We start from the raw sequence: 17,466 nt of genomic DNA, 5'->3' as shown, positions 1-17,466 counted from the left end.
CATCTCGCCGGGCAGACGGTCACCTGCCGGCCTCACCCGGCAGGCGGCACGCGAGCTCCGGGGAGCCGCGCGCCTTTCACGCCCCCACGCGGAGAGGACGCGGGCGGCCCGGGCCACGCCGCGCGTCACCCGGGATGACGCCGCGGAAGGCGGGTGCGTCAGCCCTCGCCTCCCTCCCCCGCGGCCAGGAAATCGAACTCGCACCGGTACGCCTCCTTGAGCCTCTCGCTTCCCAGCACCTCCGATGGCCTGCCGTGCATGTGCATGGTGCGGTTGATGCACACGATCTCGTCGGCGAAACGCGCCAGCACGCTCACGTCGTGGGATACGAACATCACCGACAGCCCCCGCTCCTCCCGGAGCCGCGCCAGGAGGTCCATGAAGCTCTCCTGGGCCTCGAAGTCCAGGCCGGAAGTGGGCTCGTCGAGGAAGAGGATGCGCGTCTCCAGGCACAGCGCCCTGGCCAGGAAGGCCTTCTTCTGCTGCCCTCCCGAGAGCTCTCCGATGGGTCTTTTTTCCAGCCCCTCCAGGCCCACCGCCGAGATGCTCTCCATCACCGCCTCCCTGTCCTTCCGCCGCGGGAAGCGCAGGGTCCCTATGCAGCAGGTGCGCCCCATCATCACCACGTCGTATACGGACACCGGGAAGTAGGGATCGAAGAGCACCTGCTGGGGCAGGTAGCCGATATGGTGCAGCTCGTGCCGGAGCTCGCGCGGGTCCATGCCCATCACCTTAACCCTGCCCCGGGAGGGCCTCACCAGGCCCAGCATGACTCTTATAAGGGTGGTCTTCCCGGCGCCGTTGGGGCCGATGAGGCCTAGGAAGGTGCCTGCGGGGAGGGAGAAACTGATGTCCTCCAGCACCGTGCGACCGTCCAGTTCGGCCCACACCCCGGCGAGCTCGATAACCGGCTCGCCGGCACGCCGCGCGGAGAAGAATTCCGCCACCCGGCAACCCTTCATCCCGCACTCCCTCCTCCCATGCCGCCTATCTTGCCCGAAAGGCCGGTCGAAAAGAGACGTGATCCGAAAAGCGCCCCTCCGTCTCCCGCGCCGATGCCGCCGAGTCCGTTCCCTGCCGCCGCCGACCCGCCTAGCCCCGGCCGGCCGGTCGTAAGGGCCGCCCTTCCGGGACCCTCGCCGTCAGGTATTCCCCGGCGCCGGCGCGACATCTCCCGCCGCCTCGCGGCGTACGCGGGCACGGTCACCTCAATGCCTCCGCCACCTCTCCCGCCAGCTCACGCAGCATCCCCTCATAGCTGCCCCCCTCGGGATCACCGGGATCCGCCAAGGGGTCGATGGTCGCCACCACCACCCCCCCACCCGCGGACTCGGCTATGGCCTGCGCAGCGCGGGGGCTGAACTGGCGCTCGGCGAAGACGGCCTTCACCCCCAGCTCCCTCACCAGGTCCACCAGCTCCGCTACCTCGCCCGCCGAGGGCTCCTTCCCCGGGAGCTCCTCGATCACCCCCACCTGCTCCAGCCCATAGCGGCGCGCGAAATAGGTGAGGGAGGAATGAAAGGAGAGAAAGCGGCGCGAGGCCACCCCCGCGAGGATCTCCTCCACCTCGGCGTCGAGGATACGCAGCTTTTCCACGCTCTCCTCCGCCCTCTCCCGGTAATAGGAGGCGTGATCGGGATCCGCGCGCGAGAGGGCCTCCGCCAGCTCCAAAACCACGCCCTCGCAGAGGAGTGGGTCCAACCATACGTGGGGATCGTAGAGGCCGTGGGCGTGTTCATGGTCATGGGGATACTCTTCCCCGGGTCCGGCCTTCTCGCCATCGCTCTCGCGGTCTTCATCCCCCTCCCCTTGTCCGTGATCGTCCGCGGCCGCCTCGGGACCTTGCTCCCCGCCCTCCCCGTGCGCATGATCGCCATCCTCGAGGGCTATCGCCTCGGAGGCCGGTATCAGCTCGCCCACGGGCAGGAGATCCCCCACCGTCAGCTTCTCCATACGGGGGTTATCAACCCGCCCGAAAACCTCCTCCGCCCAGGGAGTGAGCCCGAGGCCCACGGTGACCAGCAGGTCGGCATCGGATAGGAACTTCATCTGCCCCCCCGTGAGCTCGAAGGTATGGGGGCTCGATCCCGGGGGCACAAGCACCTCGACCTCAACCATATCCCCGCCCACCTCCCTGCAGAGATAGGCGAGGGGCATGATGTCCGCCGCCACCTTCACCTTTCCCGTCCCGTTCTCTCCGCCTCCGCATCCCGTCACGCAGGTCGCGGACGAAAGCGCCGCCGCCGCCAATGCGGCGGCACATATGCAGGCGGTCACTGCCGCTACCGATCCGCTACGTACCGTGATCATCGCCACCTCCCACGCGTGTCCTTCTTTTCCCTCTCTCCCCCGTTTTCCTCTCCCTCCGCCGTTCTCACCGCAGGGAGCGATCAACCTTCCGGCTGCCGAGCCGCACCCGCCTTCAACAGCGCTCGGGCGTGGCGCCGCGCGGTGGACTCCTCCCCTCCCAGCATGCGCACCAGCTCCTCCAGGCGCTCCTCCGCCCCCAGCCTCCTCACCTCGGTGATGATGCCCTTACCGGTCTGCCGCTTGCTCACCGCGAGGTGCGTATGGGAGCGGGCGGCGATCTGCGGCAGGTGGGTTATGGAGAACACCTGGTGGTAGGCGGAGATGCGGGCGAGCTTCTCCGCCAGGACGTCCGCGGTCGTCCCCCCGATCCCCGCGTCCACCTCGTCGAAGACCAGGGTGGGGACGGAATCGGCGCGCGCCAGCGCCAGCTTCAGGGCCAGGGTGATGCGCGAGAGCTCTCCTCCCGAGGCGATGCGGGAGAGGGAGCGGTAGGGAAGCCCTTTTCCCGGAGTGACCTGGAACTCCACACGGTCCCAGCCCGTGGGTCCCAGCTCCGTCTCCCGCTCCCAGTGCACCCGGAAGCGCATGCCCGCCATGTTCAGCTCCTCCATCTCGCGGCCGGTCTCCTGCGTCAGCCTGCGCGCCAGCTCCTGCCGCGACGAGCTGAGCCTTTCCGCCGCCTCCCGCGCCGCCGCCCTGGCGGCGCCGGCCTCCCGCCACAGATCCTCCCTCCGCTCGTCCAGGTTCTCCAGCTCCTCCAGCCTCCTGCGCGAGCGCTCCAGGTGCTCCAGTATCGCCGCCGTGTCTCCCCCGTATTTGCGCGCTAGGTCGGTCAGGGCGTGCAGGCGGGCCTCCACCTCCTCGAGGCGCCCCGGCTCGAACTCCAGGCCCTCGGCGAAGTCGTGCATGGCACGGGCCAGCTCAGCCAGCGTCTCCTGCGCCTCCCTCAGGCGTCCGCACCATGATGCCGCCTCCTCGTCCAGGGAGGAGGCCTTGAGCAGAGCGGCCTCCGCCTCCCCCAGGCGGTCGATGGCACCCTCTCCCCCGTCGCCCGCCAGCAGGTCGTGAGCTAGGCATGCGGCCGAGAAGAGCTCCTCGCGGTTCTGCATGCGCTTTCTTTCCCGCAGCAGCTCCTCCATCTCCCCCTCGGCGGGACGCACCGCCTCTATCTCCCTGACCTGGAAACGCAGGAGATCCATCTCCCGCAGCCTCTCCGCCTCGTCCATGTCCGCCTCCTCCCGGGCCCGCTCCGCCTCCCGCCAGGCAAGATAGAGGCGGCGGTAGGAGCGCAGGAGCTCCAGGTGCTGGGGGCCGCCGTACTCGTCCAGGTACTCGAGGTGGCTCGCCGGACGCAGCAGCCGCTGGTGCTCGTGCTGGCCGTGGATGTCCACCAGTTGATCGCCGAGGCGCGAGAGGGTGCCCACGGTGCTCAGCCTCCCGTTGACGTAGCACCTGCTCTTCCCGTCCGCGCCGATGACGCGGCGCAGGATCAATTCCTCGCCTTCATCGGCCGCCAGGTCCTCGGCCTCCAAGAGCTCGCGTAGGCGCCGGTGGCCGCTCACATCGAAGGCGGCCTCCAGCTCCAACCTCTCCGCGCCATCCCTGACCATGCCGCTGTCTCCCCGCCCCCCCAGGAGCAGGGACAGCGCCTCCACGAGCACCGTCTTGCCCGCGCCCGTCTCCCCCGTGAGCACGTTCAAGCCGGGGCCGAACTCCAGGCTCGCCTCCTCCAAAAGTGCGAGGTTCCGCACGCGCAGTTCCCTTATCATCGCCTGCCTTCCGAATCGTTCAATACGACCGTGATTCTCCGGGCGGGAAATCGAACTTCTCCCGCAGGAGGGCGTAGAAAGAGTAGCCCCTCTGCTTGATCATCTTCAGGCGCCGCTGCGCCCGCCTTACCACCATCTTTCCTCCTCCGGGCAGACTTACCTCCTCCCTGCCGTCCAGGGACACGGAGGGCATGACCCTTCCCGCCTCCACCCGCACCTCTATCTCGCTCCGCGGGGAAACGACCACGGAGCGGTCCACCAGGGAGTGGCTGCATATGGGGGTGAGGACGATGCAGTCCAGCAGGGGATCCACGATGGGGCCGCCGGAGGAGAGGGAGTAGGCGGTGGAACCCGTGGGGGTGGAGAAGATGATGCCGTCCCCGGAATAGTAATGGTAATAGCAGCCATCGATGTCCACCTCCAGGCGGATCATCCTCTGCAGCTCCCTCTTGCCCACCACCACCTCGTTGAGGGCGAAATGGCGCGCGTCGTCTCCGGGCAGGGAGCACTCCAGCATCATGCGTTCCTGGAGCAGGTAGCGCCCGGCGAGGATGTCCTCCATCCCCTCGAACATCTCCCCCGCGTCCACGGCGGTGAGGAAACCTTTCTTGCCCAGGTTCACCCCCACCACCGGGACGTCGGCCGCATAGGCCACCGCCGCGGCGCGCAGCATGGAGCCGTCCCCTCCCAGGGAGACCACCAGGTCCAGTCCACGCACCAGCTCCTCTAGGTCCATGCCCGCGAGCCCCATGCCCGCGCATACGGCGTCCTCGCTGAGCATGCGCACCGACCTGCCCGCGTCCTCGAGCCAGCGCGCCAGCTCCCGTGCTGCCCGCACCGCCTCCTCCTTTTGCACGTGGGGAAGCAGAGCTATGTTCCGGAAGATCTTTCCCATGCCTCTCGCACCGCCTTCTCCACCGCCCCCGGCGAGGCGGGCGGCGCTTCTTCGTTCCTCCGCCACCATCCAAAATATTCTATGTTACCCTCCGCTCCCCGCAGCGGCGAGGGCACCAGGTCGAGGAGCTCGAACCCGCAACCGGCCGCCGCCGCCGCCACCGCCTCCAGCACCTCCCGGTGGACGTCGGGGTCCCTGACCACCCCTTTCTTGCCCACCTTGCCCCTGCCCGCCTCGAACTGGGGCTTGATGAGGGCGATCAGCTCGCCGCCGCCGACCATAAGCCTCCCCAGCACCGGGAACACCAGGCGCAGGGAGATGAAGGAGAGGTCCGCCACAACCAGCTCGGGCTCGAAGGGAAGGTCCTCGGGGCGCACGTGGCGTACGTTGGTCCTCTCCATCACCGTCACCCCGGGGTGGTTGCGCAGCTCCCAGTGCAGCTGACCCCTCCCGACGTCTAGGCAGATCACCCTCGCCGCCCCTCTCTCCAAGAGGCAGTGGGTGAACCCGCCCGTGGACGCGCCCACATCCAGCGCCAGGCGGCCCGCCACCTCTATCCCCCAGCGCTCCAACACTCCCTCGAGTTTATCACCGCCCCGTGACACGAAGCGTGGCCTTGGGGAGACGGTCACGCGGTCGCCCGGTCTCACCCTCGTCCCGGCCTTGAGATCATTCCCCCTCCCCTCCACGCTCACCTCGCCCGCCATGATGGCGAGCCTGGCTCGCTCGCGGGACGGGAAATGACCTTCGTCCACCAGCCACTGGTCGAGTCGTTTCATATTTAACACCCGCGGAGGATTTTACATGGCAAAATACGCTTACAGCGCGGGCTGGGCGCCGCGGTCACGGCGGGCCCGGGATCAGCCCCCGCTCCCCTCGAGCATCTCCGCGATCCTCCCCGCCACCGAGGAGGCGTCCATGTCGTGGCGGCGGAAGAGCTCCTCTACCTTGCCGTGGCCCACGTAGGCATCGGGGAGCCCGATGCTCATCACCCGGCAGGGGAGAGCGAGCCTCTGCGCCAGGGAGGCCACGCCCTCTCCGAAGCCTCCCGCCAGCACGTTCTCCTCCAGGGTGACCAGCAGGGGACAGCGACACCCCCACTCCTGCACCGCCTCCTCGTCCAGGGGCTTCACGCTGCGGGCGTTGATCACCGCGGCCTCCACGCCCATGGCCGCCAGCATCTCCGCCGCCTCCAGGGCCACGTCCACCATCCTGCCCACCGCCAGCAGGCACGCGTCATCCCCCTCGCGCAACATCGCCGCTCTTCCCGGCTCCAGGTCACGGGGCTCGATGTCCACCGTCCGGGACGGCCCCGCTCCCCTCGGATACCGTATGGCCACCGGACCCTTGAGAGCCAGGGAGGCCCACAGCATATCCCGCAGCTCCTCCTGGTCGGCGGGGGCCATGACGGTCATGTTGGGGAGCATGCGCAGGTAAGTGAGGTCGAAGGCTCCGTGGTGGGTGGGGCCGTCCTCCCCCACCAGCCCGGCGCGGTCGAGGGTGAAGATGACCGGGAGGTTCTGGAGGCAGATCTCCTGGGAGAGCTGGTCGATCGCCCTCTGGAGGAAGGTGGAATAGATGGAGACCACCGGACGGAAGCCTCCCAGCGCCAGTCCCGCCGCCAGGGTAACGGCGTGCTGCTCCGCTATGCCCACGTCGTAAAAACGCCGGGGAAAGAGGCGGGCGAAATCGTCCAGGCCCGTCCCCAGCCGCATGGCCGCGGTGATGGCCACCAGGCGGGGCTCCGCGCGCGCCATCTCGCACATCACCCTCCCGAAGGTGTCGGTATAGGACGGCCTGCCGCCGCCGTGCACCCTTCCTGTCTCGGGGTCGAAGGGCCCCACGCCGTGGTAAAGATCGGGGTCCCTCTCGGCGGGCGGATAACCCTTGCCCTTGGTGGTGAGCACGTGGATGAGCACGGGCTCCTCCGCCGCCTTCGCCAGCGCGAGGTCGCGCTCCATGGCCGCGATGTCGTGCCCGTCCACCGGCCCCACGTACTGGATGCCGAGCTCCTCGAAGATGAACTCCGGGATGAGGAAGTTCTTGAGTCGCTCCTTGAAGGAGCGGATAAGGCGGTCGGTGGGGGCACCCAGCACCGGCACGCTCTCGATGATCTCCTTCACCTCGTCCTTTACCTTCGTATACCTGGGGTTGAGCCTTAGCTGGGTGAGGTAAGTGGAGAGGGCGCCCACGTTGCGCGATATGGACATGCCGTTGTCGTTGAGCACGATGATGAGCCTCTTTTTCAGGTGCCCCGCCTGGTTCAGGGCCTCGAAGGCCAGGCCTCCGGTGAGCGCCCCGTCTCCCACCACGGCGACCACGTGGTGGTCCTCCCTGCGCAGGTCGCGGGCGATGGCCAGCCCCAGGGCGTAGCTTATGGAGGTGCTGGAGTGCCCGGCGTTGTTGACGTCATGGGGGCTCTCCTCGCGACGGGGAAAGCCGCTGCACCCGTCGGAGCAGCGCAGGCGCCTGAACTCCTCCCTCCTCCCGGTGAGCAGTTTGTGGGCGTATGCCTGGTGGCCTACGTCCCAGACGATGCGGTCCCGGGGGCTGTCGAAGACGCGGTGCAGGGCGATGGTCAGCTCCACCACCCCCAGGCTGGGGGAGAGATGCCCCCCGCAGCGGGCGGTGGTCTCCACGATCACCCGGCGCAGCTCCTCCGCGAGGCGGGCGAGGTCTCCGTGGTCCAAGGCGCGGAGGTCCGCGGGGCCGGCGAGGGAATCCAGCAGCGGAGTACCGCTCAACGCTCCTCCTCCAGCCTTCCCCCGGCCTCCTCCAGCCTCCTCACCGCCTCCTCCAGGAGGTCAAGGGCCGCCTCTCCGTCTGGGTCCGCGCGCAGCTCCTCCAGCACCAACTCCGCCGCCGCAAGATCCTCTTCGCCTCCGCCCCGTCCCGGCGCTCCCCCGTTCTTCATGCTCACCCTCCGTGACTGGAAGCCTTAAAAAACAAACAAGGGTGGCGGGGCCTCCGCCTTCGCCATTGCGGCCCGTTCTTCCACCATAAGGCGATTCTATCCGACCCCTTCCTCCGCCCACAAGGGCGCTCGTACCCCGGTCGCCCGGGGGCAGGTAAATGACCTGCGGGCGTTGAAAGTATTATATGATGTTCTCGGCCTGCGACGGTGACGCCCGGACGGGCGGTACGCTGCGGGTCTTTCCGGCACCAGCAGGTCCCCGGCGGCACGAAGACGGAGATGATTTGGACGGAAAAGAGCCCGTACTCTTCCACACCATAAGCGCGAGCAGGGACACCGACGCGAAGACCGCCAGGGGCGGCCTCTCCCGGATGGTGAGGCACCTGGCAAAGGACATCGGACCCCGCGCTCCCGGCAGCAAGGGGGAGCGCGCCGCCGCCCGTTTCGTGCAGAGGGAGATCGAGGCCGCGGGGCTCTCCGTGCAGAGCATGGATTTCCGGACGCCGGAGACCTGCGCATGGAGCAAGATGGTCCCCCACCTCATGACCGCGGCGGGCGTCGCGCTCTTCCCGGCCTCAGGCCACCTTTCCTACCTTCTGGTGGTGACGGGGTTCCTCCTCTACCTCTGCGAGGAGTTCGGACGTAGCCCCCTGGCCCTGCTGCTGCCGCGCCGACCGTCTATGAACCTCACCGCCCGCGTCGAACCCCTGCGAGAACCGCGTCACAAGGTGGTGATCTTGGCCCACCTCGACTCCCCTCGCTCCACCTTCTATTACCGCCCCTCCCTCATGGGCTTATACCGCGCCGCCCTGATGGTCGTCTTCCTCTGCCATGCCGCCATCTTCATGCTCTTCACCGTGGCCTACGGGGGTCACCTGCTGCGCATGGACCGCGACCTACTCGCCCTTTTCTGGCACCTGGGGCTGGCCCTCGCCGTGCTTCCATTCCTGGCCGGCCTATCGCTCTTCACCAAGGCGATGGCGGGCCGGCCCACCCCTGGCGGCAACGACAACGCCTCCGGCCTAGCCGTGCTCGTGGAGGCCTCCCGCATCTACTCCCGCCGCAAGCCGCACCACGTGGAGCTGTGGTTGGCGGCCACCGGCGCCTCGGATGCCGGCGGGCTGGGAGCGCGCCGCCTGGTGCAGAAGCACCGTCGCGAGCTACGGGGAGCATACTTCATCGTGGTGGAGGGCGTGGGAAGGGGTTTTCCCGTCTGTTTCAAACGCGAGGGCAGGCTCTTGAGATTCCGCGCCAACCGCCGCCTCACCGCGGTGATAAAACGGGTCTGCGAGACCCACGTGCATCACGGCTCCGGGCTCATGAACAACAGGCTCTACCTTGGCGAGGGGTTCCAGCTCCTCTCCCGCGGGCACCGTGCCGTGACCGTGCGCTGCTGGGAGGATGCGCGCGTCCCGCGTTACTGGAGGTGGGGCAAGGATGACCTTGACAACGTCGATCCCCGCTCCATGAGAACGGCCATGGATTTCGTCATCGCGGTAATAGACGCCATCGACCGCGGCGGGCTGGACTGAACCCCCACCCTTACTGGGCGCTCCCTGCCGAGCGTGGAGACGTCCATATGCGAGGAGTGCCCGGGCCATTGATGTTGCGCCCCTGCTCCCGCCCGCCCAGCGGGCCTCCGCGCAACGCTGTGGTCACGCCACGGTTCCGCCTCCCCGGAATGACGGCCGACCCGTGATGACGGCAGGGGATCCGTCGTACCGCCGGAGGCCATGCCACAGGTCCGCCGCGCGTCAGTTCCCCTCCCGTCCCGCGATCTTATTCCTCCGTTGGGACACCATGCCCCGTGCCGAGGCCCCCTTGCTCCCGGCCACTCCGGCTCCCAGAAAAGCTCCCGCCAGCAGAAGGGCGGAGCCCGCAGCCGCCCATGCCTCGCCTCCCGCCACCAGCGCGCCCAGGATCCTCCACCCGTCATTGGCGAAGGCCACGCACAGCCATCCCACCGAAACCGCCACCACCGCGTACACCGACAGGCATTCCAGGCCGCCCCATACGGGATGATGGGGATCTCGCCTTCCCAGCAGGAAAGGAGGCAGGCATAGCGCAGCCAGGTAGGCGACCAGCGCCGAAGCCGTGCCCAGGGTGCGGGAAAGGCCCATCAGCTGGCGGCGCAGGAAATCGTCTACGTAGGAGTGAAGAAGAAAGCGATAGAGGAGCACCGCGCAGACGTAGTAGGGGATGGTCCATGCCCAGAAATATGACCGTGACCGGAACCGCCTGACCTCGCCCGCGGCGCGAAGCCTTCTCGCCCCTCTTCTCCGCTCCGCTTCTCTGACTATCTCTACCTCTCCCCCCTCAGTCTCCCATCACCTGCACGATCAGTACCCTGCGCCGGGAGCGGTTGTCGAAATCCACGAAGGCTATCTGCTGCCAGGTGCCCAGCGCCAGCCGTCCCTCGCGCAGGGGGACGGAGAGGGAGGGGCCCACGAGGGAAGCGCGGACGTGGGAGTGCCCGTTGCCGTCGCGCCAAGCGCGGTCGTGCCGGTAAGGCAGGTCGCGGGGCACCAGGCGCTCGAAGGCGTCCTTGAGATCGCGCACCAGTCCCGGCTCGTATTCCAGGGTGATCACCCCTCCGGTGGAGCCGGGGACGAACACCGTCACCAGGCCGTTGGTGAGCGGCGTGCGGGAGACCTCCTCCTGAACGCGCGCGGTGATATCGACTATCTCGCTGTCTCCCTGCGTGGAGAGCTCCAGGGTGGTGGTGTAGACGGGCAATCTCCTCCCCCTTTCGCGGTCTCAGATGCGGTACACGTCCTCCTCGCGCATCACTTTGTAGCCGCCGCCCTGCAGCGCCCTGATGGCGGCGTCGAGCTGCTCCACGCGAAAGACCACGATGGCGCTGCTGCCGCTCTTCTCCACGAAGCAGTAGATATACTCGATGTTCACGTTGGCGTCGTAGAGAGGCGCCAGCACGCCGGCCAGCCCGCCCGGCTCGTCCGGCACCTCCACGGCGATGACCTCCGTCTCGCTGACCGTGAACCCGCTCTCGCTCACCGCCCGCATGGCGGCGTCGGGATCGTTGACGATGAGGCGCAGCACGCCGTAATCGGCGGTCTCCGCCACGGAGAGGGCCCTGATGTTCACCCCCGCGTCCGCCAGGCATTTGCACACCTCGTAGAGGCGCCCCGATTTGTTCTCCAGGAATATGGAGACCTGCCTTACCTTCAACTCCCCTACCTCCTAGATCTTCCGCCTGTCGATGACCCTCACCGCCTTGCCCTCGCTGCGCTGGATGGAACGCGGCTCCATGAGCCGCACCTTCACCCCCACCCCTAGGTAACTCTGCACCTCGTCGCGTATCCTCCTCTCCAGCTCTTCCAGCCTCTTGATCTCGTCGGAGAACACCTGCGGGGACACCTCCACCTGCACCTCCAGCACGTCGAGGTTGTCCACCCGGTCCACCACCAGCTGGTAATGGGGGCTGAGCCCGGGGATCTGCATGAGCACCATCTCCACCTGTGAGGGGAAGACGTTAACGCCGCGGATGATGAGCATGTCGTCGGTGCGGCCCGTGATGCGCTCCATGCGCACGTGGGTGCGCCCGCATGGGCACTCCTCCACCAGGAGGCGGGAGATGTCGCGGGTGCGGTAGCGCAGCAGCGCCAGCCCTTCCTTGTTGATGTTGGTGAAGACCAACTCCCCTTTCTCTCCCGGCGGCAGCACCCTGCCGGTGGCGGGATCGATGATCTCCGGTATGAAGCAGTCCTCGAAGACGTGCAGGCCTTTCTTCTCGCCGCATTCGATGGACACCCCCGGGCCCACCACCTCGGAGAGCCCGTAGATGTCGTGGGCGGAGAGGGAGAGTTCCTGCTCTATCTGGCGCCGCATCTCGTCAGACCAGGGCTCGGCCCCCAGGATGGCCGACTTCAGCTTCACCTGCTCCCGGGAGATGCCCATCTCGCGCATCACCTCGGCTATGTTGAGGGCGTAGGACGGCGTGCAGCACAGGATGGTGCTGCCAAAATCTACCATGAGCCTTACTTGCCGCTTGGTGTTGCCTCCGGACATGGGCAGGGCGGTGGCGCCGAGCATCTCCGCCCCGTAGTGCAGCCCCAGCCCCCCGGTGAAGAGGCCGTAGCCGTAGGCCACGTGCACGATGTCGTCGGGCGTGCCGCCCGCGGCGACGATGGTGCGCGCCACCAGATCCGCCCATGTCCGGATATCGGAGGCGGTGTATCCCACCACCGTGGGCTTCCCGGTGGTCCCGCTGGAGGCGTGGATCCTCACGATGTCGCGCATGGGCACCGCGAAGAGCCCGAAGGGATAGTTGTCGCGCAAGTCGTCCTTGGTGGTGAAGGGAAGTCTTTCCAGGTCCTCGAGGGTGCGCAGGTCCCCCGGCTCGAAGCCGGCCTCCTCCAGCCTGCGCCGGTAGAAGGGCACCTGGCGATACAGCCGTTCCACCGTCTCCCGCAGCCTGCGCAGTTTCAGTTCCTCGAGCTCGCCCCGTTCCAGTATCTCCACCGGGTTGAAATAATCCATGGCTCTCCCCTCTTTCCGCCGCCTGAACTCAGGGTAATTTTAACATATGGAGGTGTCGCCGCCGCCCGGCGCCACCGGCCGTGCCGCCCTCATCCGCCGTCCCGCCGCCGCGCCAGGAGCGATCCCGCCGCCAGCAGTACCGCGCCGAAGGCCAAAAGGATGCCCAGCCGCCCCGCCACCTCCGCCGCGCCCTCCCCTCTGAGCATGACCCCGGAGAGGGCGTCGATGGCATAGGTGAGGGGCACGGCGTGCGCTGCCCACTGCATGAAGGAGGGCATCTGCGACAGGGGGTAGACCGCCCCGGTCATGAAGATGAGGGGGAAACTCACCAGCACGCTCATGATCACCGCCCCCGCCACCTGGCGGGCGAAGGCGGCGATGACCAGCCCGATACCGATACAGGAAAAAGAGGCCGCCGCGATCACCAGCAGGGCCAGGAGGGCGTTGGAGGCGAATACGCCGAAGACGGTGACCGCGATGGCCAACATCACCGCCGACTGCGCGAAGACCACGGCGGTGGCCAGCAGCAGTTTGGAGCCCACCAGCGCCAGGGGGCCGGTCTCGGTGAGGGCTATCCTCGCCCGCATGCCCTCCTCGTCCTCGAGGACCATGAGGATGGCGCCGCAGAGTACCCCCGTCCAGAGGATGGAGAGGGCGATGAGGGCGGGCACCGCGGCGTCCCGCGCCGAGAGCGGTCTGCCCGCCGTGGAGGAGATGTCCAGCTCTATGGGGAGCGCGGTGCCCTTGAGGTAGTCCGCCGCTTCCTCGATGTCCTCCACCACCGTGGTCGCGAGGTCGATGCCCCCCTCCACCAGCCCCGCCAGTTCGGGACGGTCGGCGAGGGCCTCCTTGATGGTTTCCAGGTTCTCCCTGATCTGGGCCAGGCCCACCACCTCGGTGCCGAAAAAATCTCCCCCGCTCACCAGCACGTAGAGGCCGGCCACCACCGCCCGCATCTTCTCCTCCGCCACCCCGTCCTTGACGTGCGAGAGGAAGCCCCGGATGCTCGTCTCCGCGAACTCCGCCTTCACCAGGTTGGACTGGTCGATGACCACCGGCACCCGCGCCGTCTCGTTGAGCGTCTTCAGGCGGTAGACGAAGGCGCGGGGAAGCACGATGGCCGCGTCGACGCCGCCCCGTGCCAGAGCCTCGCGGGCCTCTTCCTCGCTGCCGTACTCCGTCACCTCGGCAACCCCGGAGGAAAAACGGCTTATCAAGGCCGCGGCATCGTAGCTCTCGCGGTCGAGCCAGATGCTCTCCCCGAGGTGCGGAAAGTCCTCCTCGCGCAGGGCCAGCAGGAGGTCGTTGCCCTCGCCCCCGCGCGGCCTCAGGGCCTCCTCGCAGGTGGCGTAGTCTCGCGTCGAGGCGGTGCTCTCCGCGTCCTCCAGGGTCAACTCCACGCCTTCAGCGGTGAGGTCGGCGCCCAGCCAGGATGACGGCTCTCCTTCCTGAAGGGAGACGAAGAGCATGCTTACCCGACCGGAGAGCAGGGCTTCCTCGGCTTCCTCCCGACCCTGGAACTGCGTCACCCGCACCGCCCTGCGCCGGAAACGCCTCTCCAGGGAGGCCGCGGCATCCGTCGCCACTCCCACCCATGCGATCTCCCCCGCGTCCGCGCGGTCCAGGTTGACCAGGCCTAGGGGAACGGGGCGCCCCGCGTCGTAGAAGGCCGCCCCCATGATCCCCATGATGAGGAAGGGGTAGACCACCAGCACCACCAGCAGCAGCCGGTTGCGCAGGATGAGCTTCCCGTCCTTGATGAGGAGGTACCGCCACCCTCTCATTCCTCCACCTCCCGCATGAAGCGGAGAAAGGCGTCCTCCAGCGTCACCTCGCGGTAGCGGAGGTCGCGCAGCCATCCGGAGAGCCCCGAGACGATCTCGGGCAGCTTGCCGGGGATGTCCTCGCCGGTGATCACGAACAGCTCGCCCTCCCTCTTCCAGACGAGGCCCAGACGCCCGCAGACCTGGGAGAGCGGGCCTTCGCCTCCCTCTTGCAGCCGCAGCTCCAGCCTGTCCGCTCCCAGCAGGCCCTTTATCTCGCGCGGAGTCCCCACCTCCCTGACGCGGCCCTTCACCAGGATGGCGATGCGCGAGCAGACGTGGTCCGCCTCCTCCATGTTGTGGGTGGTGACCAGGACCGTCCTGCCCTCCGCGGAGAGGCGGGAGATGAGCTCCAACAGGGCGCTGCGCGCCTCCGGATCCAGCCCCGAGGTGGGCTCGTCCATAAACACCATCTCCGGGGAGTGCACCAACCCCATGGCCAGGCTGAGGCGCTGCAGCATGCCGCGGGAGAACAGGCGCGCCTGCCGGTCGGCATGCTCCTCCAGGCCCGACCAGGCCAGCAGCTCCCCGACCCTGGAGGCGGTCTCGCTCTTTCCCAGCCCGTACAGCCTCCCCACCAGGGCGAGGTTCTCCCGCGCCGTCAGGCGCCCGTAGAAGGCGGGTTCCTGGGGCACGAGGCCGATGCGGGAACGGTAATCCCGCTCCCGGGCATCCACCCTGCGACCCTGAAAGCGTATCTCGCCGCGCGTGGGAGCCGTCTGCCCGGAGAGGATGCGGATGAGGGTGGTCTTGCCCGCCCCGTTGGGCCCGATGAGCCCGAAGGTCTCCCCGGCCGGAATGGATATGCTCACCCCCGCCAGGGCCATCATCCCGTCGTATTCCTTCTCCACCTCCAGCAGTGACAGCACGGCCAGTCTCCCTCGACCTTCATCCCGCCGCTCCGGGCCCCAGCTCCTCCCGACTCCTACCGATGTCGAGGAAGGAGGATCCGCGCCCGCGCCCGCCGCCGGCGCGGCGGTCAGGCAACGGCCCCCCGCCGTCGCCGGGCCACGCCCTCGATTGTAGCAGACGCCCGGAGGCTCGACTCGTATCCGTAATTTACTTTACATGACATCAATAACAACAGCATGATCTAATAACAATGGTTATATCAAACCACGGAGTTGCCGATAACCCACATGGGGGAGGGCCTCCGCAGCCCGGGTAAAGAAGGACCCCGGCCGGCATCGACCACGGACGCGCGAGGCCCGGAGGTGAGCGGCCTCGCGACCCCGGGACAAGCGCACGGCGTGCCGGCGACCGCGATGCGGTCAAGGGACACCGACGTATGCTATATTGTCCCTGTAGGAAAGCGGGGGATGACGGTCCCCACGAAAGGCATATATAAAGGGAGGCGTCTTGACCGCGGCCAGGTCTGTGCGCTCGGGGGTGCTGGCGCTGGCGTGCCTGTTGATGATGTGCGTGATCCCCCTCCACGCCGGCGCCGCGACCCTGGAGGAGAAGCAGGCGGAGGCGGAGCGCGTGCGCCGCCAGATCGAGAGCATGAAGGCGGAGTCCCAGAGGCTCGCCCAGGAATACACCCTCGCGGTCAACGAGTACGAACTCATCCGCTCCCAGGTTGAGGAGAACCGGCTGGCGCTGGAGAAGGCCCAGGCGGACTACAAACGAGCGCGCACCATCCTCAACGAGCGCCTGCGCTCCATCTACAAGTCGGGAGAGGTGACCTCCCTGGAGGTGCTCATCGAGGCCACCAGTCTCGAGGACCTCTTCTCCCGCTACGACTTCTTCTCCTATATCGGGAACCGGGACGCGGAGATCTTCCGGGAGATGAAGCGCCTGCGCGAGGAGATCGGGCAGCGGCAGAGGTCCCTGGAGGAGCAGGAGGCCCGGCAGATGCAGTTGGTGGGATCGGTGAACGCCAAGCGCCAGGCCATGGAGGCTTCCCTGCAGGAGCAGCAGAAATACCTCGAGGCGGTGAACAAGGAGATCCTCGAGCTCCTCGCCCAGCGGGGCGGGGGCGGAACCCCGAGGATGACCCCCATAGGCAATTTCATCTTCCCCGTGAACGGCCCCCATTCCTTCACCAACGACTGGCACGCCCCCCGGCGAGGCCACCTCCACCAGGGATGCGACGTCTTCGCGGCCATGGGCACTCCCTGCGTGGCCTGCGTCTCGGGCACCGTCAACCAGGGGGAGGGCAAGAACGCGGGTCTCTACGTACGCCTGGCGGGGGATGACGGCAACGTCTACTACTACATGCACCTGCAGCGCTTCGGAGCCACGGGGCACGTGGCCGCGGGCACGGTGATCGGTTACGTGGGGGATACCGGGAATGCGGTGGGCGGCCCTCCGCACCTGCACTTCGAGATCCATCCCGGAGGGGGCGCGGCCATCAACCCCTATCCCATCCTCCTGGCCGCCGACAAGTAACGCCTTCCGCATGCCGCTCCTCCATGCGGACCACCGCTTGACTTCAGGGCGCAGATGCCTTCGGGCGCGGCCGCGGTCAGAAGGGCCCCGTGTCCGTCCCGCCGCCCGTTCCTCCCCGCTGCCACCAGTGCGCCTCCGGCATCAGGGCGAGCTCGTCCCGCCTCCGTCGCAGCACGGGGTAGAACGCCGCGGTTACCGTGAGTCCCATGGCCACCCCCCCGAGATGTGCGAACCAGGCGGTGCCCCCCGCGCTCATCCCCACCGAGGTCAGGCCTTGAACGACCTGCAAAGCGATCCATATCCCGATGACCACGAAGGCGGGCACGGGAAGGATGAAGAAGGCCACCCAGGTGAAGATCCAGGCCCGCGGGTAGAGGATCAGGTATGCCCCCATGACCCCGGAGATGGCCCCGCTCGCCCCCAGGAGGAGGCTGAAGCTCTGGGGATAGACGGCCACGTGGGCCAGGGTTCCGAAGAGCCCGCACAGGAGATAGAAGGCCGCGAAGCCGAGGTGGCCCATGACGTCCTCTACGTTGTTGCCGAATATCCAGAGGAAGAGCATGTTCCCCAGGATATGCAGCCATCCCTCGTGCAGGAAGAGCGAGGTGAGCAGGGTGAGGTAGACGATCTTCCCGGAGACCTCGGGCACGGGTCCCGAGAAGAGCTGCTGCAGCGCGGGATAGGGCAGGGGCGCGGCGTGCACGATCTCCCAAGGCACCACGGAATAGCGATAGAGGAAGGCGTCGTAGCGGGAGGGCGAGAGGGTGAGAGCGAACAGGAAGACGGCGAAGTTGGCGAGGATGAGGGCCAGGGTGACCCCCGGCACCCTGCGGGTGGGATTGCGGTCAAAGAGGGGGAGCATCA

General features: G+C 67.6%; 16 protein-coding genes. 2 read left to right on the top strand and 14 right to left on the bottom strand.

The genetic code is table 11. The annotated features are described in order from the left end of the window. Window positions 1-158 precede the first annotated feature (158 nt). The 7 genes from H5T74_04040 to H5T74_04010 form a co-directional block, all read right to left on the bottom strand. Entirely contained in the window at window positions 159-962 is an 804-nt protein-coding gene (locus tag H5T74_04040) for a metal ABC transporter ATP-binding protein (GenBank protein MBC7229547.1), read from the bottom strand. A gap of 241 nt (window positions 963-1,203) precedes the next feature. After that, a complete protein-coding gene (locus H5T74_04035; GenBank protein ID MBC7229546.1) occupies window positions 1,204-2,310 on the bottom strand; it encodes a zinc ABC transporter substrate-binding protein in 1,107 nt (368 codons plus the stop codon). 80 nt (window positions 2,311-2,390) lie between these two features. Continuing rightward, complete coding sequence (gene recN / locus H5T74_04030) at window positions 2,391-4,079, bottom strand: DNA repair protein RecN (protein MBC7229545.1); 1,689 nt, start codon at window positions 4,077-4,079, stop codon at window positions 2,391-2,393. 19 nt (window positions 4,080-4,098) lie between these two features. After that, on the bottom strand, window positions 4,099-4,974 hold the full coding sequence (locus H5T74_04025; protein MBC7229544.1) for an NAD(+)/NADH kinase: 876 nt from the start codon (window positions 4,972-4,974) through the stop codon (window positions 4,099-4,101). After that, complete coding sequence (locus H5T74_04020; protein MBC7229543.1) at window positions 4,950-5,753, bottom strand: TlyA family RNA methyltransferase; 804 nt, start codon at window positions 5,751-5,753, stop codon at window positions 4,950-4,952. Before H5T74_04020 ends, H5T74_04025 begins: the two co-directional genes overlap by 25 nt. Window positions 5,754-5,834: 81 nt before the next feature. After that, on the bottom strand, window positions 5,835-7,703 hold the full coding sequence (locus H5T74_04015; GenBank protein ID MBC7229542.1) for a 1-deoxy-D-xylulose-5-phosphate synthase: 1,869 nt from the start codon (window positions 7,701-7,703) through the stop codon (window positions 5,835-5,837). A gap of 11 nt (window positions 7,704-7,714) precedes the next feature. Continuing rightward, entirely contained in the window at window positions 7,715-7,888 is a 174-nt protein-coding gene (locus H5T74_04010) for a hypothetical protein (protein ID MBC7229541.1), read from the bottom strand. Between the two features lie 284 nt (window positions 7,889-8,172). On the opposite strand from H5T74_04010, the gene H5T74_04005 reads away from it, so the two are divergent. Next, window positions 8,173-9,420 carry a M28 family peptidase gene (locus H5T74_04005; protein ID MBC7229540.1) on the top strand — a complete coding sequence of 416 codons (1,248 nt, stop codon included), beginning with the start codon at window positions 8,173-8,175 and terminating at the stop codon, window positions 9,418-9,420. 222 nt (window positions 9,421-9,642) lie between these two features. On the opposite strand, the gene H5T74_04000 is transcribed toward H5T74_04005, so the two are convergent. The 6 genes from H5T74_04000 to H5T74_03975 form a co-directional block, all read right to left on the bottom strand. Then, window positions 9,643-10,068 (bottom strand): hypothetical protein, encoded by a 426-nt coding sequence (locus H5T74_04000; GenBank protein MBC7229539.1) that lies wholly within the window; start codon window positions 10,066-10,068, stop codon window positions 9,643-9,645. Window positions 10,069-10,204: 136 nt separating this feature from the next. Beyond that, the gene (locus tag H5T74_03995; GenBank protein MBC7229538.1) at window positions 10,205-10,624 is read right to left on the bottom strand and encodes a YjbQ family protein; all 420 of its coding nucleotides are present in this window, start codon (window positions 10,622-10,624) and stop codon (window positions 10,205-10,207) included. Window positions 10,625-10,645: 21 nt separating this feature from the next. Then, complete coding sequence (locus H5T74_03990) at window positions 10,646-11,077, bottom strand: ACT domain-containing protein (protein ID MBC7229537.1); 432 nt, start codon at window positions 11,075-11,077, stop codon at window positions 10,646-10,648. 12 nt (window positions 11,078-11,089) lie between these two features. After that, entirely contained in the window at window positions 11,090-12,388 is a 1,299-nt protein-coding gene (locus tag H5T74_03985) for a phenylacetate--CoA ligase (GenBank protein MBC7229536.1), read from the bottom strand. 89 nt (window positions 12,389-12,477) lie between these two features. After that, the gene (locus H5T74_03980; protein MBC7229535.1) at window positions 12,478-14,172 is read right to left on the bottom strand and encodes an ABC transporter permease; all 1,695 of its coding nucleotides are present in this window, start codon (window positions 14,170-14,172) and stop codon (window positions 12,478-12,480) included. Beyond that, window positions 14,169-15,080: an ABC transporter ATP-binding protein gene (locus H5T74_03975; GenBank protein MBC7229534.1), complete on the bottom strand. Its 912-nt coding sequence runs from the start codon at window positions 15,078-15,080 to the stop codon at window positions 14,169-14,171. The genes H5T74_03980 and H5T74_03975 overlap by 4 nt, the downstream gene beginning before the upstream one ends. A gap of 490 nt (window positions 15,081-15,570) precedes the next feature. Here H5T74_03975 and H5T74_03970 point away from each other — a divergent pair, with 490 nt between their 5' ends. After that, window positions 15,571-16,602 carry a peptidoglycan DD-metalloendopeptidase family protein gene (locus H5T74_03970; protein ID MBC7229533.1) on the top strand — a complete coding sequence of 344 codons (1,032 nt, stop codon included), beginning with the start codon at window positions 15,571-15,573 and terminating at the stop codon, window positions 16,600-16,602. A 76-nt stretch (window positions 16,603-16,678) separates the two neighbouring features. On the opposite strand, the gene H5T74_03965 is transcribed toward H5T74_03970, so the two are convergent. Next, window positions 16,679-17,464 carry a rhomboid family intramembrane serine protease gene (locus H5T74_03965; protein ID MBC7229532.1) on the bottom strand — a complete coding sequence of 262 codons (786 nt, stop codon included), beginning with the start codon at window positions 17,462-17,464 and terminating at the stop codon, window positions 16,679-16,681. Between the last annotated feature and the right edge of the window lie 2 nt (window positions 17,465-17,466).

This window comes from Actinomycetota bacterium (assembly GCA_014360645.1).
Taxonomy (GTDB): domain Bacteria; phylum Actinomycetota; class Geothermincolia; order Geothermincolales; family RBG-13-55-18; genus Solincola_B.
The sequence above is the reverse complement of the archived record's forward strand: the minus strand, read 5'-3'. Positions and strand labels throughout refer to the sequence as shown.

Coding starts and splice junctions, on each gene's coding strand:
- H5T74_03965 (MBC7229532.1), bottom strand. CDS start 17,464: ATGCTCCCCCTCTTTGACCGCAATCCCACCCGCAGGGTGCCGGGGGTC.
- recN (MBC7229545.1), bottom strand. CDS start 4,079: ATGATAAGGGAACTGCGCGTGCGGAACCTCGCACTTTTGGAGGAGGCG.
- H5T74_04010 (MBC7229541.1), bottom strand. CDS start 7,888: ATGAAGAACGGGGGAGCGCCGGGACGGGGCGGAGGCGAAGAGGATCTT.
- H5T74_04035 (MBC7229546.1), bottom strand. CDS start 2,310: ATGATCACGGTACGTAGCGGATCGGTAGCGGCAGTGACCGCCTGCATA.
- H5T74_04025 (MBC7229544.1), bottom strand. CDS start 4,974: ATGGGAAAGATCTTCCGGAACATAGCTCTGCTTCCCCACGTGCAAAAG.
- H5T74_03985 (MBC7229536.1), bottom strand. CDS start 12,388: ATGGATTATTTCAACCCGGTGGAGATACTGGAACGGGGCGAGCTCGAG.
- H5T74_03980 (MBC7229535.1), bottom strand. CDS start 14,172: ATGAGAGGGTGGCGGTACCTCCTCATCAAGGACGGGAAGCTCATCCTG.
- H5T74_04040 (MBC7229547.1), bottom strand. CDS start 962: ATGAAGGGTTGCCGGGTGGCGGAATTCTTCTCCGCGCGGCGTGCCGGC.
- H5T74_04020 (MBC7229543.1), bottom strand. CDS start 5,753: ATGAAACGACTCGACCAGTGGCTGGTGGACGAAGGTCATTTCCCGTCC.